At 69.1% G+C, this 21,652-nt stretch carries 22 protein-coding genes and 1 tRNA gene; 3 read left to right on the top strand and 20 right to left on the bottom strand.

The window, feature by feature from the left end:
- The first annotated feature begins 92 nt into the window (after positions 1-92).
- Positions 93-977: a hypothetical protein gene (locus FBZ83_RS27240; RefSeq protein WP_145689926.1), complete on the top strand. Its 885-nt coding sequence runs from the start codon at positions 93-95 to the stop codon at positions 975-977.
- A gap of 9 nt (positions 978-986) precedes the next feature.
- Here the strand turns inward: FBZ83_RS27240 and FBZ83_RS27235 are convergent, their stop codons facing one another.
- The 5 genes from FBZ83_RS27235 to FBZ83_RS32425 all read right to left on the bottom strand — a co-directional run bounded on the left by FBZ83_RS27235 (position 987) and on the right by FBZ83_RS32425 (position 3,725).
- Positions 987-1,352, bottom strand: a complete 366-nt coding sequence (locus tag FBZ83_RS27235) for a DUF1428 domain-containing protein (RefSeq protein WP_145689925.1) — start codon at positions 1,350-1,352, stop codon at positions 987-989.
- A 42-nt stretch (positions 1,353-1,394) separates the two neighbouring features.
- A complete protein-coding gene (locus tag FBZ83_RS27230) occupies positions 1,395-1,829 on the bottom strand; it encodes a VOC family protein (RefSeq protein ID WP_145689924.1) in 435 nt (144 codons plus the stop codon).
- A gap of 34 nt (positions 1,830-1,863) precedes the next feature.
- Positions 1,864-2,328 carry an SRPBCC family protein gene (locus FBZ83_RS27225; RefSeq protein WP_145689923.1) on the bottom strand — a complete coding sequence of 155 codons (465 nt, stop codon included), beginning with the start codon at positions 2,326-2,328 and terminating at the stop codon, positions 1,864-1,866.
- On the bottom strand, positions 2,315-2,965 hold the full coding sequence (locus tag FBZ83_RS27220; RefSeq protein ID WP_145689922.1) for a TetR/AcrR family transcriptional regulator: 651 nt from the start codon (positions 2,963-2,965) through the stop codon (positions 2,315-2,317). Before FBZ83_RS27220 ends, FBZ83_RS27225 begins: the two co-directional genes overlap by 14 nt.
- Before the next feature lie 121 nt (positions 2,966-3,086).
- Positions 3,087-3,725, bottom strand: a complete 639-nt coding sequence (locus FBZ83_RS32425; protein ID WP_282186916.1) for a calcium-binding protein — start codon at positions 3,723-3,725, stop codon at positions 3,087-3,089.
- Positions 3,726-4,001: 276 nt separating this feature from the next.
- Here FBZ83_RS32425 and FBZ83_RS32115 point away from each other — a divergent pair, with 276 nt between their 5' ends.
- Entirely contained in the window at positions 4,002-4,760 is a 759-nt protein-coding gene (locus tag FBZ83_RS32115) for a hypothetical protein (RefSeq protein WP_247888502.1), read from the top strand.
- Between the two features lie 153 nt (positions 4,761-4,913).
- On the opposite strand, the gene FBZ83_RS27205 is transcribed toward FBZ83_RS32115, so the two are convergent.
- From FBZ83_RS27205 to rocF, 3 genes are all read right to left on the bottom strand, one after another.
- Positions 4,914-6,029 (bottom strand): M14 family metallopeptidase, encoded by a 1,116-nt coding sequence (locus tag FBZ83_RS27205; RefSeq protein ID WP_145689921.1) that lies wholly within the window; start codon positions 6,027-6,029, stop codon positions 4,914-4,916.
- Between the two features lie 247 nt (positions 6,030-6,276).
- Positions 6,277-7,494 carry an ornithine--oxo-acid transaminase gene (gene rocD, locus FBZ83_RS27200; RefSeq protein ID WP_145689920.1) on the bottom strand — a complete coding sequence of 406 codons (1,218 nt, stop codon included), beginning with the start codon at positions 7,492-7,494 and terminating at the stop codon, positions 6,277-6,279.
- Positions 7,495-7,522: 28 nt separating this feature from the next.
- Complete coding sequence (rocF, locus tag FBZ83_RS27195; protein ID WP_145689919.1) at positions 7,523-8,488, bottom strand: arginase; 966 nt, start codon at positions 8,486-8,488, stop codon at positions 7,523-7,525.
- Between the two features lie 130 nt (positions 8,489-8,618).
- On the opposite strand from rocF, the gene FBZ83_RS27190 reads away from it, so the two are divergent.
- Positions 8,619-9,047, top strand: a complete 429-nt coding sequence (locus FBZ83_RS27190; RefSeq protein ID WP_014198205.1) for an Lrp/AsnC family transcriptional regulator — start codon at positions 8,619-8,621, stop codon at positions 9,045-9,047.
- Between the two features lies 1 nt (position 9,048).
- On the opposite strand, the gene FBZ83_RS27185 is transcribed toward FBZ83_RS27190, so the two are convergent.
- The 12 genes from FBZ83_RS27185 to FBZ83_RS27130 form a co-directional block, all read right to left on the bottom strand.
- Entirely contained in the window at positions 9,049-10,128 is a 1,080-nt protein-coding gene (locus tag FBZ83_RS27185) for a ParA family protein (RefSeq protein WP_247888501.1), read from the bottom strand.
- 131 nt (positions 10,129-10,259) lie between these two features.
- Complete coding sequence (locus FBZ83_RS27180) at positions 10,260-11,045, bottom strand: galactosyltransferase-related protein (RefSeq protein ID WP_145689917.1); 786 nt, start codon at positions 11,043-11,045, stop codon at positions 10,260-10,262.
- Positions 11,042-13,528: a tetratricopeptide repeat protein gene (locus tag FBZ83_RS27175; RefSeq protein ID WP_145689916.1), complete on the bottom strand. Its 2,487-nt coding sequence runs from the start codon at positions 13,526-13,528 to the stop codon at positions 11,042-11,044. Before FBZ83_RS27175 ends, FBZ83_RS27180 begins: the two co-directional genes overlap by 4 nt.
- Positions 13,529-13,539: 11 nt before the next feature.
- Positions 13,540-14,262 carry a hypothetical protein gene (locus FBZ83_RS27170; RefSeq protein ID WP_145689915.1) on the bottom strand — a complete coding sequence of 241 codons (723 nt, stop codon included), beginning with the start codon at positions 14,260-14,262 and terminating at the stop codon, positions 13,540-13,542.
- A 19-nt stretch (positions 14,263-14,281) separates the two neighbouring features.
- Entirely contained in the window at positions 14,282-15,259 is a 978-nt protein-coding gene (locus FBZ83_RS27165; RefSeq protein ID WP_145689914.1) for a glycosyltransferase family 10 domain-containing protein, read from the bottom strand.
- A gap of 166 nt (positions 15,260-15,425) precedes the next feature.
- Positions 15,426-15,501: transfer RNA gene (locus FBZ83_RS27160), tRNA-Phe, on the bottom strand.
- A 98-nt stretch (positions 15,502-15,599) separates the two neighbouring features.
- Positions 15,600-15,785, bottom strand: coding sequence for a DNA gyrase inhibitor YacG (yacG, locus tag FBZ83_RS27155; RefSeq protein ID WP_145689913.1), 186 nt, complete (start codon positions 15,783-15,785; stop codon positions 15,600-15,602).
- Between the two features lie 3 nt (positions 15,786-15,788).
- Positions 15,789-17,030, bottom strand: coding sequence for a ribonuclease E/G (locus tag FBZ83_RS27150; protein ID WP_145689912.1), 1,242 nt, complete (start codon positions 17,028-17,030; stop codon positions 15,789-15,791).
- Entirely contained in the window at positions 17,027-17,632 is a 606-nt protein-coding gene (locus FBZ83_RS27145) for a Maf family protein (RefSeq protein ID WP_145689911.1), read from the bottom strand. The genes FBZ83_RS27150 and FBZ83_RS27145 overlap by 4 nt, the downstream gene beginning before the upstream one ends.
- Before the next feature lie 56 nt (positions 17,633-17,688).
- Complete coding sequence (gene infA, locus FBZ83_RS27140; RefSeq protein ID WP_014198195.1) at positions 17,689-17,907, bottom strand: translation initiation factor IF-1; 219 nt, start codon at positions 17,905-17,907, stop codon at positions 17,689-17,691.
- A gap of 142 nt (positions 17,908-18,049) precedes the next feature.
- Positions 18,050-19,141, bottom strand: a complete 1,092-nt coding sequence (locus FBZ83_RS27135) for a lytic transglycosylase domain-containing protein (protein ID WP_145689910.1) — start codon at positions 19,139-19,141, stop codon at positions 18,050-18,052.
- A 109-nt stretch (positions 19,142-19,250) separates the two neighbouring features.
- Positions 19,251-21,557: a hybrid sensor histidine kinase/response regulator gene (locus FBZ83_RS27130; protein ID WP_145689909.1), complete on the bottom strand. Its 2,307-nt coding sequence runs from the start codon at positions 21,555-21,557 to the stop codon at positions 19,251-19,253.
- Positions 21,558-21,652: the final 95 nt, after the last annotated feature.

Genomic DNA, 21,652 nt, shown 5'->3' with positions numbered 1-21,652 from the left:
CGCCCTCCTTCCCGCAAGGGAAGGAGGGTTTCTTTTTGTGCGCCCGCCCGCCCGCGCTTTAGGATGGGCGCGCGGGGCGGAGGGGCGATCGCATGGCCGACGGGATCGACATCGTCATCATCAAGAAGAACGGGCTGGGCGACGCTGGGGCCAGCGTCTTTTCGGAGGTCGCGGAAACCCTGCGTTTCGCGCTGCGCCGCCTGGGCATCGACGCGCAGATCGTGTGGAACCGCGTCGGCCGCCGGCGCCGCGCCATCGTGCTGGGCGGGCATGACCTGACGCCGGAGGAAGGCGACCGCCTGCCCAGCGGCACCATCCTCTACAATCTGGAGCAGATCGCCACGCTCCACCCGCGCAACGCCCATTATCTGGACCTGTTGCGCCGCTGCCGGGTGTGGGACTACAGCCCGCGCAACATCGCCGATCTGGCCGGCCAGGGCATCCGGGCGCGCCTCGTTCCCATCGGGCATGTGGACGAGATGACCCGCATCCCCAACAGCCCATCCCCCGGCATCGACGTGCTGTTCTACGGCGCCGTGAACCCGCGGCGCCGCGCCGTCCTCGACGCGCTGGGCGAGTGCGGGCTGACCGTGGTCAGCCTCCAGCATTATTACGGGGCGCTGCGCGACCGCTTCGTCGCCGACGCCAAGCTGGTGCTGAACCTGCATTACCACGAGGCGGGCATTTTCGAGATCGTCCGCGTCTCGCACCTGCTGTCGAACCGCAAGGCGGTGCTGGCCGAGCGCCACCCCAACACCGAAATCGACCCCGACCTGCTGGACGCCATGGCCTTCGCCCCCTACGACGGGCTGGTCGAGGCCGCCTGCGCGCTGGTCGCCGACGATGCGCGGCGGGCGGCGCTGGCTGAGGCGGGCTACCGGCGCATGAGAAACCGGGACGCGGTGGCGGTGATGCGCGGCGCCGCCGCGGACCTCGGGGTTTCAAACAGCGGGGTCGGCGCGCTCACCGGCTCCTGACGCGCCCGCTCACACCTCGACGACCGGCGTGAAGCCGCCGAAGATCATCCGCTTGCCGTCGAAGGGCATCGGGTTTTTCTCCGGGCTGAACCGCTCATCGGTCTTCATCAGCTCCTCGATCCGCCCCATCCCGGCGTCCCGCGTCGCCTTGTCCGGCCATTCGATCCAGGAGAAGGCGACCGTCTCGTCCTCCGTCGCCTGCACCGCCCGGCGGAAGTCGGTGAGCTTGCCGTTGGGCACGTCGTCGCCCCAGCATTCGATGACGCGCGTCGCGCCAAGCTCCTTGAACAGAACGTCGATCTTGTTGGCGTGGTCGATGAAGGCCTGCTTGTTGGCCGTCGGAACCGCGATGACGAACCCGTCGATGTACGCCATGTCCTTCCTCCCATTGTTTGTTTGAAGCTTCGGCCCCGTCCGTCAGGACGCCGCCGCGTCCGGGCACTTCGCGCCGGTGTGGTTCAACATCCAGGGCGTGCCGAAGCGGTCGGTAAACATGGCGAAGCGCTCGGCCCAGAAGGTCTCGCCCGGCGGCATCTCCACGGCGCGGGCGTCCTTCGCCAGCACCTCGAAGATACGGTCGAATTCGGCGAGCGACGGCGGGGCGATCTGCACCCGGAATCCCTGCGGCTTGCTGTACATGCTGTCCGGCGAGTCGGATGCCATCACCGTGGTCGCCCCCAGCTTCACCATCATGTTCATCACGAGGTCATCGCCCCCGGTCATCCGGCTGTCCGCATCCGGGGCGTCGCCGTTGCGGAACACATAGACGACCTCGCCACCGAGGGTCTCGGCGTAATGGGTCATCGCTTCCAGGCAGGTCCCGTTGAAGAACAGGTAGATCGTCGGTTCCATGGTGTCGTTTCCTCCCGGTCGGATTGTTCTGGGGTCAGAGCGTCTTGGCGAGGGCTTCGAGCTGGTCGGTCGCTTTGCCCCAGCCTTCGTGGAACCCCATCTTCTCGTGCTCGTCGCGCGCCTCGGCGCTCCAGTGCATGGCGCGCGCGGTGTAGAGGGTCCGGCCGTCGCCCGCGTCCTCGAAGCGCACGTCGGCGGTCATGAAGGCCCGGCCCGACGGCCGCCAGCCGGGGCGGAAGGCGTCGGTGAAGACCAGACGCCGCCCCTCCTCCACGTCGAGGAAGACGCCGGGCTCGCCGAAGGATTCGCCGTTCGGACCGTTCATCAGCGTGAAGAACTCGCCGCCCGGCCGCAGGTCCATCCGCGCCTCGGACACGAACCAGGGCTTGGGGCAGAACCACTGTTTCAGCAACTCGGGTTCGGTCCAGCAGCGCCACAGCGCGCCGCGCGGCGCGTCGAGGCTGCGGGTCAGAACGAGGTCGCGCTCACCTTCCGTCATGGGGATTCCCTTTCGAGCGGGGCTGTGAAAAGAGCAGCGTGAGGTAGCGTTTCAGGTGATCGACGCTGTCCAGCGCGTCCTCGCGCCCGCCCGTCGCCTTGGCGAGGATGAAGGCGCCCTGGAGCACGGCCTGGGTGTGCCGCGCGAGGCTCGCCGGGGTCCAGTCGGCCTCGATGCCGCGCGCCGCCATGGCCGCCGCGATGTCCGGTTCGAGCGTCGCCGCGTGGCCGAAGATGCTGGCGGCGCAGGCGTCGCGGATCGCCGGGTGCGACCCGTAGACCTCCTGAGTCATGGTCCCGACGAGGCAGGTGAACTCGGCGGGATCGCCGTCGATGATCGCCTTGCGGAATTCGACATAGCCGAACAGGCGGTCGAGCGGATCGTCGAGCCGGTGGTACGGCGCGTTCGCGAAGAAGGCCGAGGTGGTTTCCGCCCAATAGGCGGCGGCGGCGACGCCGAGCGCTTCCTTGGTCTCGAAATGATGGAAGAACGCGCCCTTGGTGACCCCCGCCGCCTTGCAGAGATCATCGACGGAGGTCGCCGCGAAGCCCTTGGCCCGGACGACGTCCCGCGCTGCATTGAGGAGCCGGGTGCGGGCATCGCCGCGTTCGGGGTGATGTTTGGCAGGTCTCGGCATAGGCTGAAACATACCGAACGGTTGGTATGCTTGTCAAACACGTTCGGGCGTTCGGATCAATTCAAAGAAGCTGGCGAGGATTCCCTTCGCCAGCTTCTTCGACCGCAAATGCATACCAAGCTTACGGCAGACCGAGGAAGCCCCAGAGGGAAGTGGTGTAGCTGCCCACCTGAATATACTCGACCTCTCCGGCGCCATGCCCGCCGCCGCTAAAGTAATCCTGAATCACCACGCCATCGCCGATACCGTTAACCGCGTCCGCATCGGTGTATATAACCAAGTTGTTGGCATTGCTCGAATCCAGAGCGAAACGGAGATCGTAGATGGATGAAACATCGTTGATTACGATCTTGTCACTTGACCCACTGCTGTCAGCGATCCAAGAGAGGCCGGTATCGTTGTAATAGTGAATGTATGTATCATTTCCATCGCCACCGAGGAGAACATCACGAAATCCCGAGGCGCCACCGTTGAGCGTGTCGTTGCCGGCCTCCCCTTCAAGCCAATCCTCGCCACTGCCCCCGATGAGATTGTCATCGCCGGTCCAGCCAAGCAGTGTATCGTTGCCGGTGCCACCATTGAGCGTATCATTACCGGGATTACCGTCTATCTTGTCATTCCCGGCACCACCGTCAATGTAATCACCAAGATTACCGCCAATAATATAGTTATCAAGGTTATTTCCGTACACAGACCACGACTCACTGACGTTGGTTGCGCTCCAGTTGTACTGCGTAGACGGAAGAACATAAACACCCATAACAACCCCCATCATCATAGTTATAGACGAATAATACAGCGACGCACCTATCCCACAAAAATTATAAATCGGCAACATATTTTTATTAATACGTTTGCATTGCTTAGAATTCAAATCATGAGAATACTACAGTATTCGACCATTTTAAGTTTTTATTAACAGCGCAATGAGAACATACAAGGCAGACGACGCGATCATTCGAAATCTAATACTTAGATATCGAAGAGACGCCCCCCGAAACGCCATTTGGCAATTTCGCAGACGAAGGAGATCGATATGATTGTCTCCGATTTATCGGGAGCCGCCAGCGCAGCAAAGACAATCCCGGCCACGCCCCCGCCCGGCGCTGCATCGACGAAAAGCGACGGCGCTCAGGCCTCCAGCCGCGCCGGCTCTCAACAGGACTCGGTTGTCCTCAGCCCTCTCGCCTCGGAATTGAAGGGAGACTCCCTTAAGGTCTTCTCACAGCTTTCAACCGAGGATCGCAGCAAACTCGGAAACTTGGTTTCCTCCGGAGCGATGAGCGCGCGGGATCTGGGACTTGCTCTGTCCAGTCATTTGAAGCAGCAACGCGCCAACACATTCTGGGGCAAGGCATCCGATGCCGTTGAGTCCCTTTCGGGCCGTGCATCCGGGACGCCCGGCCCACTCGACATTTCGGCAGAACAGATGAGTCAGACCGCCGCGCGGCGCAGCGCGATCAAAAGCAGCGGCATGACCGGCGCTCAGGAAATCGCCGCGATGCAGCAAATGCAAAGCGAGATCTTCGGCAAGAATGTCGAGGGGTCCGCGGAATTCGAAGCCGCCAAAAGATCCTTTGGAAATGTCAGCACGCCGTATTTTATGAGCGCTGGCGATGAACGCTACGTGCAGAGTGACGAAGAGCGCCAAGCCGGACAGCGCTTGAACGAACTTGGCTTCAAATCGGAAAAATTCGAATCCGCCATCAAGATGTTGGCCGAAGCGGACGTGAACAATCACGCGAAGGAAAACGAAAAGATCCTTGATAAAATCAAATCCGAATCAGCGTCGTGAGACGGATCGAGAGAGCGAGCATGGCCAGGATTGCCACCTCTTGCCGGCAGCGCCGCATGGCTCTGCCGACGTGGCCCCCTCAATCAGCGCCAGCGCTTTGATCGGCCGAATGTCGCGGCTGAACAACGATGAGGGCATCATCGTGCAACTGGATTACGCGCTCAGCAACGGCCCCGTCCGCCGCAGCGTCGTCCCCGCCACCTTGGCGATCCGCTTGCCCGCCAGGGTGAAGCGGGTCGCGCTGTGGGCGTAGAGCACGCCCGCCGACTCGCTGCGCACTGGGGTCACCTCGCCGGTCAGCGGGTCGAGGATGTCGGCGACCACGGCGCCGGCCTCGACGCGGTCGCCCGCCTTGTGATGGAAAACCACCACGCCGCCCACCGGCGCGGTCAGCGGCTCGGAAGATTCCAGCAGGGTCGGGGCGCACAGCGGCTCCGGCAGGGCCGGCGGCTCGCCGGACAGGACGCCGACGTGGGTGAGGAAGCCAGCGATGGCCCGGGCGTCCGCTTCGCCCTGGGCGTGCTCCACGTCGGCCTGCCCGCGCAGCTCCACGGTCACGGAATGGCAGCCGAAGGGGATCGGGCGGTCGGGCCAGCGCTTGGCAAGCTCGTTCCAGGGGCGGCTGACCGCCTCGTCGAAGGGGTCGCCGCCGGATTCCTCGGCCAGGAAGACCGCCTGCGCGCCCAGAAGCCGCTGCAACGGGGCGAAGGCCTCCGCCGAGGGCGTCAGGGTGTAAAGGTGCATCACCGCTTCCAGGTCGCAATGCAGGTCCAGCACCCAATCGGCCTGGAGCGCCAGTTCCAGAAGACGGTGCTTCATGTGCTCCGTCTCGGTGCGCGGGGTGCGCTCGGCCAGCGCGTCGGCCAGGGCGGCGCGGATGGCGGCCTTGTTGGCCTCGCCGTCGTCGGTCAGCCGGTCGGCCACGCGCTCGGCCACCGCCTCGGTCAGGTTGGGGTAGTCGCGGTTGAAGTTCTTGCCGTCGTCCTGGTCGAAGCGGCCCAGGTGATGGTCCATCAGCGACTGGCCCAGACCCACCGGGTTGGCGACCGGGACGAGGATGACCTCGCCGGCGATCCGCCCCTCGGCCTCCAGCGCGGTCAGGATGCGGCGCAGCTTGTCGGCCACCAGCATCGCCGGGATCTCGTCGGCGTGCAGCGACGCCTGGATGTAGGCGCAGGGCCGAGCGCCCGCCGTGCCGAAGCGCTGGACGGTCAGGGTCCGCCGGGTGCCGGGGGTGGCGGACGGGAGGTCGATGATGGCGCTGTGCATGGCGGATCGCTGCCGGATAAAGGAGAAGCCCGCCCCACCGTGGCGAAGGCCGGGGCGGGCCGCAAGCGCCTTTTGCGCTGGGCTGTCGCGATTAAGTCCCCTCTCCCCCCCGGGGAGAGGGTTAGGGTGAGGGGGTTGCGCTTGGCGGGACGTCCGGCACAAGCGCAACCCCCTCACCGGCCCTCCGGGCCACCCTCTCCCCGGAGGGGAGAGGGTTAAAAGGGGCGAATGCGATGACCCTGGCCTTTTACGGAACGGCGGTGCCCGTCAGGACGGCGTCGAACTGCTCCAGCGCCCAATCGACCTGCTCGCGGGTGATGACCAGCGGCGGGGCGATGCGGATGGTGTGGTCGTGGGTGTCCTTCGCCAGGACCCCGCACGCCCGCAGCGCCTCGCAATAGCGGCGCGCCCCGCCCGCCTCCGGGTGCAGCTCCACCGCCAGCATCAGGCCGCGCCCGCGCGCCTCGCGGATCACGTTGCTGCGGATGGCGCCGAGCCGCTCCAGGAAATAGGCGCCCTGGGCGGCGGCGTTGTCGATCATGCCCTCCTCCACCAGCACCCGCATGGCGGCGCGGGCGACGGCGCAGGCCAGCGGGTTGCCGCCGAAGGTGCTGCCGTGCTGGCCGGGCTTCAGCACGCCCAGCACCTCGGAGTTCGACAGCACCGCCGACACCGGGTAGAAGCCGCCGGACAGCGCCTTGCCGATCAAGGTGACGTCAGCCTCCACCCCCTCGTGCTCCTCGGCCAGCAGCTTGCCGGTGCGGCCCAGCCCGGTCTGGATCTCGTCCAGGATCATCACGACGTTGCGCTCCGTGCACAGGTCGCGCACCCGGCGCAGATAGCCGGCGGGCGGGATGACCACCCCGGCCTCGCCCTGGATCGGCTCCAGCAGGACGGCCACCGTGTTGGGGGTCAGCGCCGCCTCCAGCGCCGCCGCGTCGCCGAAGGGCACGGTGCGGAAGCCCGGCGTGAAGGGGCCGAAGCCGCCGCGGGCGTCCGGGTCGGTGCTGAAGCTGACGATGGAGATGGTGCGGCCGTGAAAATTGTCCGAGCAGACGATGATCTCCGCCTGGTTCTCCGGCACGCCGCGCACCTCGTAACCCCACTTGCGCACCGTCTTGATCGCCGATTCCACCGCCTCCGCCCCGCTGTTCATCGGCAGGATCTTGTGCGAGCCGGTCAGCGCCGCCAGTTCCTCGTAGAACGGCGCGAGCTGATCATTGCGGAAGGCGCGGGAGGTCAGCGTCAGCTTCGACGCCTGTTGCACCATCGCCTCCAGGATCTTCGGGTGGCAATGGCCCTGGTTGACGGCGGAATAGGCCGACAGGCAGTCGAGGTAGCGGTTGCCCTCGGTGTCCCAGACATAGACGCCCTCGCCGCGCGCCAGAACGACGTCCAGCGGCTTGTAATTGTGGGCGCCCAGGCGGTGTTCGGTCCCGATCAGGTCGGCGGCGTGCGGAAGCATGGCGTTCTCTCCGGTCTGGGTTTCTTGTTCAGACGGCTTGGCCGCCGATCTGCGACTGGGTGACGGCGGGGTCGATGATGCGGCGCCCGAACAGGCTCGCGACCAGATCGACCAGCAGGAGCGCGCTCTTGCCCCGCTCGTCCAGGAAGGGGTTCAGCTCCACCACGTCGAGCGAGCCGACGACGCCGGCGTCGTGAAGCATCTCCATGATGAGGTGCGCCTCGCGGTAGGTCGCCCCGCCCAGCACCGCCGTCCCCACCGCCGGCGCGATGGCGGGGTCGAGGAAGTCCACGTCCAGGCTGACGTGCAGATGGCCGCCGGCCTGCCGCACCCGCTCGATGATGCGGCGCATGTGGACGCCGACCCCATGCTCGTCGATCAGACGCATGTCCACCACGTCCACCCCGCGGGCGCGCAGCAGGCGCCGCTCGCCGGGGTCGAGGGAGCGGATGCCGAACAGATGCACATGGGCCGGGTTCACGGTGGCCCGCTGCTCCGGCGGAAACACGTCGTCGAAACCGTCCTCCCCGCACAGCAGGGCCACCGGCATCCCGTGCATGTTGCCGGACGGCGAGGTGTGGGGGGTGTTGAAGTCACCGTGGGCGTCCAGCCACAGCACGAACAGCGGCGTACCCGTCTCCCGGCAATGGCGGGCCACCCCGGTGACCGAGCCCATGGACAGGCTGTGGTCGCCGCCCAGGAAGACCGGCACGCCGCCCGCCTGCATCATGGCGTAGGAGCGGTCGGCCAGCGCCCGCGACCAGGCGGTGATCTCCGCCAGACGGGCGGTGGCGGCGTCGCCCTCGCTCCAGGGATTGGGAGCCAGGTCACCCAGGTCGCGGACCTCGTGCCCGAGATCGCGCAGGGCGCGGACCAGCCCCGCCGTGCGCAGCGCCGCCGGCCCCATCAGGGCGCCGGGATGGCCGGCCCCCGCCTCGATGGGAACGCCGATGATCTCCACGAAGCGCTGATCGTCCCGATCCCCCGACGCCATGCCGTCCCTCTCCCGGTGTGAAACTGTCTCCCATGACTATCGGGGGCCGAGCAGGCGACAGAAAGACGGAAAAGTGCCAACGAACGGCGGCGTTTTTGACAGTTTGCCAAGCGCAGCTTATCATTTTGGCATGGATGACCTGGACCACCGCCTGCTGGGTCTGCTGCGCGCCGACGCGCGCCAGCCCGTCGCCGGCCTCGCCGCCGCGCTGAAGGTGTCGCGCGCGACCGTGCGCGCCCGCATCGACCGTCTGGTCGAGAGCGGGGTGATCGCCGGCTTCACGGTGCTGCTGCGCAAGGATCTGCGGCCTGCCATGGTCCGGGCCATCACGATGATCGAGGTGGAGGGCCGCGCCGCCGAAACGGTCATCGCCCGCCTGCACGGTTTTCCGGAGGTGCGGACGGTCTACACCACCAACGGGCGCTGGGACGTCGTCGCTGAAATCGAAACGGAGTCGCTGGAGGCCTTCGACGACACGCTGCGCCGCGTCCGGCAGATCGCCGGCATCGCCTCCACCGAGACCAGCATCCTGCTTTCCGCCCGCAAGGCGGTGCTGTAGGTCAGCCGCCGAGCCCCGCCAGCACGCCGCCCAGAAGCGGTTGCCCGAACAGCGCGCCCAGGGCGAAGCCGACGATCAGCCCGACCGCCGCGGCGACCAGCGCCCGGCCGCCGCCGCCCTTCGGCGCCTCCGCCGACGCACCGCGCCCATTGCCGCCGCCCGTGGAGTCGTCACCCTCGTCCGGCGCCGCCGCGCGGCGGGCGCTGTAGGAGGAGTCGGTGTCGGCGTGCCACGCGCGGATGCGGTCCTGCGCCGGCTTCAACTGCTCGTCGGTCGGGGAGGAACCGCGGCCGTGGACGATTTCCCAGCCCAGCGCCAGGAAACGCGTGGTCGTCCGCCCTTCCGGGCTGAAGATCGCCGCGGGCATCCGGCGGTAGGTCGCCTTCACCACATCCACGTCGTAGGGGATCGCCGTGCGGAACATCAGATCCGGGAATTCGGAGCGCAGCAGGGTCAGCGATTCGCGCCCAACCTCGTCGTTGGTGATCGACAGCATCAGGATGCCGGCCACCGACAGGTTGGGGTTCATGCCCTTCTGGATGTGCTCGACCACCGACAGGGTGCGCTTCAGCCCGTCCAGCGCGTAGCGCCCCGGAAAGACCGGAAGCACCAGCCGGTCCGACGCCGCCAGCGCGCCCGCCGCCAGATGGCCGAGCGCCGGCGGGCAGTCGATCACCACATAGTCCGGCGGGTTGCGCGAGAAGTGCAGCGCCTTGCGCAGGCCGCGCTGCGAGCCGCCGCGGGCGTCCAGCGCGTGCTCCAGCGAATAGAGCTTGCGCGCGCCGACGATCATCGACAGCCCGTCGAAGCTGGTCGGGGTGATGGCGTCCTCGACGAAGGTGTCCTGGCTCAGCAGGTCGTTGATGCCGACGCGCGCCTTCTCCCGCAGCAGGAAGTTGCTGGTGGCGCTGCTCTGCGGGTCGAAGTCGATCAGGACGACGCTCTTGCCCAGCGCGGCCAGCGCCAGGGCGAGGTTGACGGAGGTGGTCGTCTTGCCGACGCCGCCCTTCTGATTGTACACCGCCAGGATGGTCGGCTGCCGCGTCTCCGGCGCGTCGAAGACGTCTTCGTGGCTGGTCATGTCCATTCCGCTTCGTCGTTTCGCGGGTGTTCGTCCTGCGGGCCAAGAGCCGCCGAAAGCGGCGCACTATAGCCAAGCCTGCGGGCCGATGTCTTCCCGCAGATGCGCGGGTGTCCCGAAAGGTAACAGGTTCAGCGTGCCTTGAAGGCCGCCAGTTGGCCGGGCAGCGGCGCCATGGTCAGGCGGACGCGCACGATCTCCCACCGTCCCGCGGCGCCGGGATGGATGCCATCGCAGGGGCGGCGGTCGAGAATCTCGAAGGACAGGCTGGACAGGCCGTCCTCCTCCGGGATCGTGCCGCCGGACCAGTTCGCCTGAAACACCCGCTTGTTGACCCGCGAGATGGGCGAGGCCGAGGCGTCGGGGTTGAAGCCCTCGTTGTCGTGGTCCAGCGGCTCGAACCGGCCGGGCCGCCGCGCGGTCGGGATGCGGCGGGAGCGGATGCGCAGCGACAGGTCGAAATCCTCGTAGCCCCAGCCCCAGTAGGCGTTGGAATAGCCGTCGATCCGCCGGAACACGTCGTTGGGCATCAGCAGGACGCCGCCCATCGTGCTCTCCAGGTCGGTGGTCACCGTCTGGTCCGAGCGCCCCGGCGCCACCGGCCGCTGCTCCGCCCCGAAGGACAGGATGGGGGTCGGCCGGTCGACCCAGGCGTAATCGGCGTCGATGGGCAGATAGTCGATGTCGTGCAGGCAGGTGTAGCCGCTCTCCGCCTCGCCCAGCAGGAAGCCGACATTCTTGATGGCGCCCCGGTTGAAGGGTAGCCCGGCCTCCTGCTCCACGATGGTGACGCGGTAGTCGATGGGATCGGCGAGCGTTGCGAAGTAAGCGCCGACCCGCGGCACGAAGTCCCGCAGATGCGCCGCGCGGTCGCGGTAGGGCACGACGATGTGAAGGCGCCGGTCCATGGTCGTCATCGCGGGTCTCCTGCCGGTGCGAAGCGTTGCCAGATCGCCCGATAGGCGTCCTCCAGATCGCGGGCGAAGCGGTCGCCGTCGAACAGCGGGCTGGCCGTCCGCGCCGCCGTCAGCCGCGCCTTCAGCCCGGCCAGCCGTGCCGGATCGCGGGCGAGGTCCAGGGCCAGCGCCTCGTAGGACTCCAGCGAGTCGGTTACCAGCTCCGGCAGCCCCACCGTGTCGAGCAGGCTGGCGGCCACCCGCCCGGCGAAGGTCGCACCACGGCATGTCACCACCGGAAGCCCGGTCCACAGCGCGTCGCTGGCCGTGGTGTGGGCGTTGTAGGGCAGCGTGTCGAGGAACAGGTCGGCCAGCCGGTGCCGCGCCAGATGCTCCGCCAGGGGGCGCGGCGGCGCGAAGACGAGACGCTCCGGCGCCACCCCGCGGGCCGCCGCCTCGCGCCGCAGGTTGCCGGCGACCAGCGGGTTGCCGGCGTAGAGCCACAGCACGCTCCCCGGCACGGCGCGCAACAGCCGCGCCCAGACGTCGAACACAGCGGGCGTCAGCTTGTAGGGGCTGTTGAAGCAGCAGAAGACGAAGCCGTCCTCCGGCAATCCGCAATCGGCGCGCGACGGGGTGCGCTCGGCGATGGCGCGGTGGCGGTCGTTGGGCTGGTAGCAGTGGGGGAGCCGGACCACCGCCTCGCTGTAGACGCCCTCCTCGCCCGGCGGGATGGTCGCCGCGTCGGCCAGGATGACGTCGATGAAGTCCGCCCCCAGGGTGCCGGGATAGCCCAGCCAATTCACCTGCACCGGGGCGGGCCGCGCCGCCAGGATCGCCGTGCGGGCGAAGGCCGTGTAGCCCTTCAGGTCCACCAGGATGTCGATGCCGTCGGCGGCGATGGTCTGCGCGGCGTCGCGGTCGGAACGGTCGCGCAGATCCACGAAGCGCTCGACCGCGGCGGTCAGGCGGCGGCGCATCGGGCTGCCGTCGTCGATGCCGGTGGAATAGGCGGTGACGGCGAAGCGGGTGCGGTCGTGCCGCTCCAGCAGTTCCGCCATCAGATAGGCGGTGGCGTGCTCGTGGAAGTCGGCGGAGAGATAGCCGATGCGCAGGCGCCCATCCCCGGGACCGGCGGCGCGCGCCACCGCCGGCACGCCGCGTGCCTTCTGCCGCGCCCAGCGCTCCGCCGCCGCGCGCTGGTCCGCCGGGGTCGTGTCCACCGCCAGCAGGCCGAAGGGCGGCACGCCCAGCGCTCCGGCGCGCAGCCGCCCAATCAGGTCGCGCTCCAGGGTCGGCAGGTCACGCCAGTCGCAGGCGTGCCGCTGTTGCTGCACGAGCTGCGCCAGCGCCGGGTTGTAGGCGGGGGAAAGCCGGCGAACGCGGCGGAGGGCCTCGATGGACGGCGCGACCCGGTCGGCCAGAGTCGCCGCGGCGGCCAGATCCTCCCACCCCGCCGGGTCGCCGGGATCGAGGGCCACCGCCCGGCGCAGCGCGTCGAGCGCGGCGTCCGGCCGCAAGGCGCCGGTCAATGTCTGCCCAAGAACCCGCCACGCCGCGCCATGCTCCGGATGCCGCCCGATCGCGCCGCGCAGCACCGCCAGCGCGCCCGCCGTGTCGTGCAGGCCGAGCAGTTCCACCGCCAGATCGACCGCCGCCACCACGGAGTCGGGCTGGAGTTCGAGAACCGCCCGGTATTCGGCCACCGCCTCCTCCCGCCGGCCGGCGGCGGCCAGCGCGTTGGCGAGGTTGTGGCGCGGGGCGGGATCGTCCGGCGCCAGCCGCACCGCCACCGCGTTCGCCCGCACCGCCTCGCCCCAACGGCCCGCCGCGTGGGCGGCGTTGCCCAGCAGCATCCAGCCGTGACGGTCCGCCGGGTTCAGCGCTGCCATGCGTCCGCCGATCCGCCACGCCTCGTCCGGGCGCCCGGCGGCCGAAACGAGGCCGCCGAGGTTGTTCAGGGACACCGCGTGCTCCGGGTTGCGCGCCAGCGCCGCGCGGTAGGCGGATTCGGCCTCGGCGGTCCGGCCCAGAGCGTCCAGCGCGACCGCCAGATTCTTCCAGGTGCCGACGTCCTCCGGCCGGTGGCGCAGGGACTCGCGGTAGGCGGCCTCGGCCTCGGCCGGCCGGCCCAGCTCCTGGAGCGCCACGCCCAGGTTGTTCCACACGTCGCCAACGTCGGGGCAGGCCGCCAGGACGGTGCGGTAATGCGGCTCGGCCTCCGCCGGTCGCCCCTGGGCGTGGAGGGACAGCGCCACCCCGTAATGAGCGTCGAGGGAGTCGGGCGCCAGCTTCAGCGCCGCGGCGTAGACCGCCCCCGCCGGCCCCCATTGTGACAGACCCGCCAGCAGGCTGCCGAAATCCAGATAGATATCGGCGTTCTTGCGCAGCGCCAGCGCCTGCTGGAACAGCGCCACGGCGTCCCGCACGCGGCCCTCGCGCTGGGCGGCGACGGCCTGCCGATGCAACGCGGCGGCCTGTTCGGCGGTGTCGGGACGGTCCATGGGCGCCCCCCTCAGTCCCGCTGGCGGGTGTGCAGCAGGATGCGCGGAATCTCCGGCAGTCGGCGGTCATCGCCCCATTGCGAGATGTCGGGGATGGTGCTGACCCCGCGGCGGCGGGCAAGCAGGCTGAGGATGCTCTGGTCGTGGCGGTGGTCGCGGAACTCCGGGTAGTTCGGCTTGCCGCACTCGTTCGGCGCGTCGGTGAGGATGCGCTCGTCCTGGGCGAAGCGCAGCCATTCGGAGACGAAGGCGATGGTCTCCGGCGTCCGCTCGCAGACGATGAAACTCGCCAGGATCTGGGTGGCGTCGGTGTATTCGGGACGGTCCAGCCGCATGAAATGGAAGCAGTCGCGCTTGGTCCAGCCGCGGTTCTTGAATTCGTCCTGCAACGTGAACAACAGGATGGGCAGGTCACGCCGTTCCCGGCAGAGGTCGATCACCGGATCGGCGCGGTGCACGAAATGGGCTCCGCTGTCGCAGTAGAACAGCACGTCGCCGTCCTTCAGATGGCCGCGCAACAGGGTCCAGATGGCCCAGGGCTTCCACAGCCAGTAGCCCGCCCCGCGCGGCTGGTCGAGGATGAAGCGGTTGCGCTCGGCGAAGGCCGGGTCGATGTGGCTTCGCCCCAGCATGGCCACGGAATCGAAGCCGCCGATCTCCATCCCGCTCCGCGCGTTGCGCTTCTGCGCTCCCAGGAAGGCCCCGTCCGCGTAGTTCAGCAGCACCCGCGCCATCGCTCCCTCTCCCCGGCCCTCACAGCCGGCTCTCGATCCAGTCGGCGAGGCGGTAGGCGTCGAAATGGAACTCCTCCGTCCCCAGGAAGGGCGCCACGGCGCGGTGGGCGCAATAGGCGTCGTAATCACCGTCCACCGCCAGGATGTGGTCCACCGCCTCCTCGTCCGTGGCGAAGCGCGACACGTCGATGAAGCTGCCCGCCGCCACCTCCCGCTCCAGGTCGGGATCGCCCCAATAGAGCGGCACCGCCCCGGCCTGGAAGACGTCGAGGATCTTTTCCGTCAGATAGCCGGGGTGGCTGGCGTTCTCGAAGGCGAAGGCGAAGCGGTAGCGTTCGAAGACGCGGATCTTCGCCAGCCAGCCCATCTTGACGACGCTGCCGGTGTTGTTCAGGTGCCAGCCCACCGAATCGACGCGCCGCCGCCCGTCCAGCACCGGGAAGAAGCGGTTGCGGCGCTCCCCGTTCGGATTCTTGTAGAGGAAGGCGCAGAAGCCGCGCTCCGCGAAGGCCGCGCGCGTCGGCGGCACCGGCGGCAGCACCGGGGAGCAGAAATGCGGCACCGCCCCCTCCCGCATGTGCTCATAGGCGTGCATGACGTAGAGCGGCAGGCGGTAATGGCGCGGATCGTCGACGCGGTCGAAGGACACCGCCATGTCGAAGCCGTCCAGCGGCGGGCGCACGTTTTCCCCGGTGAAGAACAGGGTGCGCCGGCTGCGCGCCTCGCGGTGCCGCCCGCCGAAGACCGACACGATGGCAAGGTCGCTGTCGTCCTCGACCACCGACAGGTCGAAACGGCTGGACAGGATCTCGATGAAGAAATTCGTGCCCTTGTCGAACTCCGGCCAGAAGTCGTGGAAGGCCAGCTTCAGCCGGGGCCGACCGCCGCGCCGCCCACGGTAGGGGCCGTGCAGCAGGAAGCGGTCGAGCCGTTCCGGATCGCCGTCGGGCTTCGAGAGGAATTCCGCCAGAAACGCGCTTGTCCGCTGATCGAGCATCCCGTCATCCGTGCCGGATCGTTGCGCGACGCACGATACGGTCGCCGCGACGCGAACGCCACCCCTTCCGCGCGCTCGCCGGTCCGGGTGACGCAGCGCGGACAACAAAAAACGCCCCGCGGATGACGGAGCGTTTGCAACACCACAATCCCTTGAGGGGAAGAAATGGTGCCCAGGGACGGAGTCGAACCGCCGACACGGGGATTTTCAGTCCCCTGCTCTACCAACTGAGCTACCTGGGCACCGAGGCCGCGGCGGAGACCGCGGCGCGTCGAGGCGCGCTTTGTAGGCAAATTCGCCGGGCCTGTCCAGCCCTAAAATGCAGAAATCCGCCGCCCCGTCACTCGCGCTCGTCCGCCTCTTCGACGTCCGGGCGGTCGGGGCTTTCGATGCGGTAGACGCCGCCCAGCCAGCGCGACAAATCCACGTCGGCGCAGCGCTTGGAGCAGAAGGGCTTGGTCTCCTCCACCGCCGGACGGCCGCAGATCGGGCAGGCTTTCTCAGATGGCTTCTGGTTGTCGTTCATCGCTCAATCCTCCGCCGCGGCCGTGCGGACGGTTCCCAGCAATTCGGCCAGGGCCGTGCCGCGCCGGGCGCGGGTCATCTCCACCAGACCCAGCTTGGACAGGCCATAGACCTGGGTCTGCGCCGGGTCATCCTCCACCGCGCGGGACAGGGCGTTCAACAGCCGTTCGGCGTCGCCCCGGTTGCGCATGTTGACAAAATCGACGACGACAATGCCCCCGGCGTTGCGCAGGCGCAGTTGCCGGGCGATCTCCGCCGCCGCCTCCAGATTGACGTCCAGCGGGTTGCCGCGCTCCCCCGCGTTGACGTCGACGACGGTCATCGCCTCCGTCCGCTCGATGACCAGCGACCCGCCACCGGACAGCGGCACCCGCGTGCCGAGCAGCGTTTCGATTTCAGCGTCGAGATCGCGCAGGTCGAACAGCCGTTGCCGGCCGTCGGAGGGCGCGGCGATCAGGCGGGCGTCGAACGCCTCCACCCGCTCCTCCAGATCCGGCGCGCGGTCGGCGCACCAGCCGGCGAGGTCACGGGCCAGCGCCGCGTCGTCCACAATGATCCGCGACGGAACGGCCGCCCCATGCTCGATCAGGGCGCGGCGCGGCGCGTCAGGACCGGTCAGCAGCAATGCGGGTCCGCCGCCGCGCTCCGCCGCGTCGCGGATGGACCGCCACGCCAGATGCAGCGCGTCCGACTCCGCGACCAGCAGCCCGTCCGGCGCCGTGGCGGCGCCCGCCCGGACGATCCAGCCGGTGCCGGGGGCGATGTCCTGGATGCGGCGGGCCAGTTCGGTGCGCTCCGGCCCGCTGCCCAGCCGCTTCGACACCGCGACGTCGCGTCCCAGCGGCGCGTGCACCAGGAAACGGCCCGGCAGGGTGATGTCCATGGTCAGGGACGGCCCCTTGGCCCCGGTGGCGTCGGCCTTCACCTGCACCAGCACGGTCTGGCCGGTGCGCAGCAGGTTGCCGATCCGCTCGCCCTTGGCCTTCGGGCGCCCCTTCGGCCCGCGGGCGTCGAGCGCCGAGAGCAGGCCCGACTTGCCGGTGCCGAGATCAACGAAGGCGCCGTCCAGCCCCGTCGCGATGCGCTCCACCCGGCCGAGGAACACATGGCCCAGCAGGGACGGACGCTCGGCATGGTCGATGTAGAGGTCGGTCAGCCGCCCGCCGGTCAGCACGGCGGCCCGCGTCAGCGGACCGTCGCGGTCGATCAGGATTTCCGATGCGGCGCCGACGGTGCCTCCCGTCACGGCAGCGGGAACCCCGCGCCGCGCAGCAGCGCCGCCACTTCGAACAGGGGCAGCCCGACCACGTTGCTGTAGGAGCCGCCGATCCAGCGGACATGGGCCGCCGCCCGACCCTGGATCGCGTAGCCGCCGGCCTTGCCCTGCCATTCGCCGCAGGCGATGTAGGACTCGGTCTCCTCGTGGGACAGCGACTTGAAGGTCACGTCGGTGCGCACCAGCCGGTCCGACCGGCGCAACGCCTCGCCATCGCCGGTGGGCGACAGCAGCACGACCCCGCCGAACACCCGGTGCCGCCGCCCGGACAGCAGGCCGAGGCAGGCGCGCGCCTGCTTCTCTTCCTCCGCCTTGGGCAGGATGCGGCGGCCGCAGGCGACCACCGTGTCGGCGGCCAGCACGAAGGCGCCGGGATGGCGCGCGGCCACCGCAGCGGCCTTCTCGCCGGCCAGACGCAGCGCGTGCTGGGGCGGAAGCTCCTGCGGCAGGGGCGACTCGTCGATGTCTGCGGGGTCGACCGCGTCGGGCACCACGCCGATCTGGCGCAACAGGTCGAGCCGGCGGGGCGAGGCGGACGCCAGCACGAGCCGGTGGGTGGTTTCGGTGCTCATAACGCGGGGAGGATGGCCGACGGTGGAAACCGGTTCAACGCGGGAAACCGGTTCAATCACTTGAACCGGAACGTGATCCGGCCCTTGGTCAGGTCGTAGGGCGTCATCTCGACGTTGACGCGGTCACCGGCCAGCACGCGGATGCGGTTCTTGCGCATCTTGCCGGAGGTGTGCGCCAGCACTTCATGCTCGTTGTCGAGCTTCACACGGAACATCGCGTTCGGCAGCAGCTCGACGACGGTTCCGGAGAACTCGATCAGATCTTCCTTAGCCATAGCCCCTTAAGTCCGTAACAGTTTCGAGGCAATAACTGACCTCCCGAAGCCGCCCGGTCAAGGGGGATTCCACCGGGGGCGGTGAGCCTCCGGCGTGGGGGTTGGCCAAAGCCTTCCAGATGGGACGGAAACAGCCGGCGGTTCAGCCGAACGGGTTTCCGTCGCCGTTTTCATACTCCCCCGCGCCGTCCGCGTCCATGCCCGCGGTGCCGCCAAGGGCCGCCGACTGGAAAGAACTGAGCGGCGACGGGCCGCCGTCGAGCCGCAAGCGGGGTTCCGCGGCCTGCGCGATGCGCTCGAACATCTCCTTCTGGTCGGTGTCCATGCGGCGCGTCAGCCGCGCGACGGTCTCCGACGCGGTGAGTTCCCGGCCCGTGGCACGGTCGTAGAACAGGCCCCGGTTGCTCCGCGCCGCGGCGGGCAGAAGCTCCGCCGCGGCGGCCCTGGGCGATGACTCGGCGGCGCGGAGCAGCTTGGCGGCCCCGCCCACCCCCAGCACATAGGCGATGCGGCTCTCGGTCTCCGACACCGGGCGCTTCAGCCGCTCCTCCAGCCGGTCGCGCCCCTCGGACAGGTAGCGCGCGGCCATGCCGGCGGACAGGTCGACGTCGTGGCGCAGCGCCAGGATCTGGCGGCGCACCGCCGGGTCCTTGACCGAGGGAATGCCGTTGCGGCTCTGGATCGCGCTCGCCAGTTCGCCCTGGCCGTAGGCGGAGCCGTGGCGGCGGAACAGGTCCAGCCAAGTGCGCTCCAGGAACTGGAACGGCCCGGCGGCGGAGCTGGAGCGGTTGCGGGCCGCCGGGTCGAGCCCGCTCTCCTGGGTCGCCTGGGCGAGGATGGCGGTGAAGCTGTGGCCCGACAGGCCGGCGACCTGCTGGGCCGCCAGAACCACCTGCCCGGCGGCCGGGCTGTTCGCCAGGGCGGCGCCGATCACCGTCGACTGGGTGGCCGCCGCGGCGGCGGCCGTCGCAACGGCGCCAGGGGCGGCCTCGGGCTTGCGGGCGGGAAACGGCACTCGGGTCCCGTCGGCAAGCTGGATCGGCGCCTCCGGCTTCGTCGCCGGCAGAGGCGGCACTTTCTGTCCGTTGGCCAGCCGCCCGCGGGGAAGCGGCTGGGCGTCCGCCAGCGCGCTTTGGAACGATCCGCCCGGCGCGGCGCCGGTGGCGGACGGCGACGCGGGAACATCCGGCTTGCGCTCGGGAAGCGGGGCGAATGGTGGCAACGCGACCTTCATGGAACACCGGAACCGTCAGACCGGAACCGCTGGCGCGGAACCCTTCGTCGCAGCTTTAGCACAAAAGCCTTAATTTTTCTTAATCATTGCCGGAATCGGCGGGGCCGGATCAATCCACGGGCGTATCGACCGTCCGGGCCGCCCTTGGATCGACCGCCGTCCGCCGCCCTTCGCCGTTCCAATGATCGACGGCGGCCAGGAGCTTGTTCTTCTCCAAGGGCTTGGCCAGATGGTCGTCCATCCCGGCCTGCCGGCAGCGCTCCACCTCCACGGCCAGCACGCCCGCCGACAGGGCAAGGATCGGGACGCGGCCCGGCGCGCCGGGAAGCGCCCGGATGCGGCGCGTCGCCTCCAGACCATCCATCACCGGCATCTGGACGTCCATCAGGACCAGGTCGTAGGCCCGCTCTTGCACCGCGGTCACGGCGGCGGCGCCGTCGGGCACGGCGTCCACATGGTGCCCGGCCCGGGTCAGCATGGCGATGACCAGATCGCGGTTCATCGCCAGATCCTCGGCCAGCAGGATGCGCGCGCCGCGGCTGGACGGCTGGTGGTGGGTCAGCGCGCCGCCGTCATGGTCGTCCCGTTCCGGGGCGCTGGCGGGCTTCAGCGGCAGGCTGAACCAGAAGGTGCTGCCGACGCCGGGGCGGCTTTCCACGCCGATCTCGCCGCCCATCAGCTCGACCAGACGGCGGCAGATGGCCAGCCCCAGCCCGGTGCCGCCGCGCCCGCGGTCGAGCTGGCTGAAGCGCTGGAACAGCTCGCGCTGGCGGTCCTCGGGCACGCCGATGCCGGTGTCGCTGACGGTGACGGTGTAACGGCGGGGGCCCGACTCGTCGCCCATCGCCTTGACGGTCAGGCGGACGCTGCCGGTGTCGGTGAATTTCACCGCGTTGCCCAGCAGGTTCAGCAGGATCTGGCGCACCCGGTCGGGGTCGCCCATCACATAGCCGCGCGCCGCCGCGGAGACCGAGGTGTGGATCTCCAGCCCCTTCTGATCGGCGGCCAGCCGCACGATGGCCTCGCAGCGGTCGGCCAGGTCGTCCAGCCGGAACGGCACGCAGACCAGATCGAGCTTGCCCGCCTCCAGCTTTGACAGGTCCAGCACGTCGTTGATGACGGTCAGCAGGGAGCGCCCGGCCTCGCGGACCTGCGAGGCGTAGCGCCGCTGCTCCGCCGTCAGGGGCGTTTCCAGGAGCATGTCGGCGAAGCCGATCACGCCGTTCATCGGCGTGCGTATCTCGTGGCTCATGGTCGCCAGGAAGTCCTCCTTGGCGCGGCTGCCGGCGCGGGCCTCCTCCATGGCGGCGCGCAACTCCTGCTCGCGCCGCTTCAGCCGGCCCGACATGTCGTTGAAGGCGTTGGCGACCAGCCCGATCTCGTCGGGCGCGCCGCGCGCCTCCACCACGGTCCCGACGTCGCCGGCCCCGATCCGGGTCGCCGCTTGGCTTAGAACGCGCATCCAGCGCAGGACCGAGGCGTGGAGCAGCGACCAGAGCGCCGCCACGCTGAGCAGCCCGGCGATGCCGAGCAGGACCAGCCCGCGCAGCAGGTCGCGCTGGGCGTCCGCCACGATCGGCCCGGTCGGCATGCCCACGGCGAAGACGGTGTCGGTTTCCCCGGAATGGCGGAAGGCCCAGATGCGGTTCAGCCCGTCGGCGCTTTCGCCCTCGAACGCGCCGCTGTCCTCGGCCAGCATGCGCCGGATGTGCGGGAAGTCCGCCAGGCTGCGCCCGACCCAGCCTTCCGGATCGGGCTGGCGCGCGATCACCACGCCGCGGCGGTCCAGCACCAGGATGCGCGCGTCGTCCTGCCGCGTCACCTTCACAAGGTCGGTCAGCCAAGCCAGATCGATGGCGACGCCCAGCACCCGCTCGACCTCGCCGTTCACCAGCACCGGCTGCACCGCCAGGATCAGCGGCTTTCCCGACCGCTTGCCGACCACCACCTCGCTCAGCACGAAGGACTTGGTGTCGAGCGCCCGCTGGAAATACTCACGCTCGCGCAGGCTGATCCCGGAGCCGGGACCGGTCGTGTCGCAGATGAGGAGGCCGTTCGGGTCGGTCACCCACACGCCGGTCGTCCAGCGGTGCTGCCGCGGCATCGGCGCCAGCGTGGCGACGCAGGCGTCGGTGTTGCCGTGGGCGGCGTCGCGGACCGACGGCACCAGGGCGAGGACGCTCAGCAGGTTCCGCGCCTCGCCGATCAGGTCGCGCTGGCGCTCCACCCCATCCTCGGTCAGGTGACGCGCCAACTCGCGGGCGCTGCTCAGGCGCTGGTTGAGCTGCTGGTCGAAGAAGTACAGCGCCCCGGCCAGCGGCAGGGCCAGGGACGTCAGAACGACGACCATCAGACGCAGCCGGAGACTCCGCAGGCCGGTGGCACGAATCAGGCGGGACGGCAAACCGGCGGGCATCAGGCGGAGGACCTCTCAGGGACCGCTAGAGTCTAGGCGGGGGGACGCACGTCATTCGATGATTCATCTCAATAGCACCTCAACCCAACCTTGAA

Source organism: Azospirillum brasilense (assembly GCF_007827815.1).
Taxonomy (GTDB): Bacteria; Pseudomonadota; Alphaproteobacteria; order Azospirillales; family Azospirillaceae; genus Azospirillum; species Azospirillum brasilense_C.
This window is presented reverse-complemented; position numbering and strand designations above follow the sequence as displayed.

Excerpts from the sequence above, each read along its gene's own strand:
- FBZ83_RS27240 (WP_145689926.1), top strand. The coding sequence starts at position 93 with ATGGCCGACGGGATCGACATCGTCATCATCAAGAAGAACGGGCTGGGC.
- FBZ83_RS27135 (WP_145689910.1), bottom strand. The coding sequence starts at position 19,141 with ATGAAGGTCGCGTTGCCACCATTCGCCCCGCTTCCCGAGCGCAAGCCG.
- rocD (WP_145689920.1), bottom strand. The coding sequence starts at position 7,494 with ATGCTTCCGCACGCCGCCGACCTGATCGGGACCGAACACCGCCTGGGC.
- FBZ83_RS27170 (WP_145689915.1), bottom strand. The coding sequence starts at position 14,262 with ATGGCGCGGGTGCTGCTGAACTACGCGGACGGGGCCTTCCTGGGAGCG.
- FBZ83_RS27230 (WP_145689924.1), bottom strand. The coding sequence starts at position 1,829 with ATGGAACCGACGATCTACCTGTTCTTCAACGGGACCTGCCTGGAAGCG.
- FBZ83_RS27175 (WP_145689916.1), bottom strand. The coding sequence starts at position 13,528 with ATGGACCGTCCCGACACCGCCGAACAGGCCGCCGCGTTGCATCGGCAG.
- FBZ83_RS27190 (WP_014198205.1), top strand. The coding sequence starts at position 8,619 with ATGGATGACCTGGACCACCGCCTGCTGGGTCTGCTGCGCGCCGACGCG.
- FBZ83_RS27225 (WP_145689923.1), bottom strand. The coding sequence starts at position 2,328 with ATGACGGAAGGTGAGCGCGACCTCGTTCTGACCCGCAGCCTCGACGCG.
- rocF (WP_145689919.1), bottom strand. The coding sequence starts at position 8,488 with ATGGCGTCGGGGGATCGGGACGATCAGCGCTTCGTGGAGATCATCGGC.
- FBZ83_RS27145 (WP_145689911.1), bottom strand. The coding sequence starts at position 17,632 with ATGAGCACCGAAACCACCCACCGGCTCGTGCTGGCGTCCGCCTCGCCC.
- FBZ83_RS27180 (WP_145689917.1), bottom strand. The coding sequence starts at position 11,045 with ATGACGACCATGGACCGGCGCCTTCACATCGTCGTGCCCTACCGCGAC.
- yacG (WP_145689913.1), bottom strand. The coding sequence starts at position 15,785 with ATGAACGACAACCAGAAGCCATCTGAGAAAGCCTGCCCGATCTGCGGC.
- FBZ83_RS27205 (WP_145689921.1), bottom strand. The coding sequence starts at position 6,029 with ATGCACAGCGCCATCATCGACCTCCCGTCCGCCACCCCCGGCACCCGG.
- FBZ83_RS27165 (WP_145689914.1), bottom strand. The coding sequence starts at position 15,259 with ATGCTCGATCAGCGGACAAGCGCGTTTCTGGCGGAATTCCTCTCGAAG.
- FBZ83_RS32425 (WP_282186916.1), bottom strand. The coding sequence starts at position 3,725 with ATGGGTGTTTATGTTCTTCCGTCTACGCAGTACAACTGGAGCGCAACC.
- FBZ83_RS27185 (WP_247888501.1), bottom strand. The coding sequence starts at position 10,128 with ATGACCAGCCACGAAGACGTCTTCGACGCGCCGGAGACGCGGCAGCCG.
- FBZ83_RS27220 (WP_145689922.1), bottom strand. The coding sequence starts at position 2,965 with ATGCCGAGACCTGCCAAACATCACCCCGAACGCGGCGATGCCCGCACC.
- FBZ83_RS27235 (WP_145689925.1), bottom strand. The coding sequence starts at position 1,352 with ATGGCGTACATCGACGGGTTCGTCATCGCGGTTCCGACGGCCAACAAG.
- FBZ83_RS32115 (WP_247888502.1), top strand. The coding sequence starts at position 4,002 with ATGATTGTCTCCGATTTATCGGGAGCCGCCAGCGCAGCAAAGACAATC.
- FBZ83_RS27130 (WP_145689909.1), bottom strand. The coding sequence starts at position 21,557 with ATGCCCGCCGGTTTGCCGTCCCGCCTGATTCGTGCCACCGGCCTGCGG.
- infA (WP_014198195.1), bottom strand. The coding sequence starts at position 17,907 with ATGGCTAAGGAAGATCTGATCGAGTTCTCCGGAACCGTCGTCGAGCTG.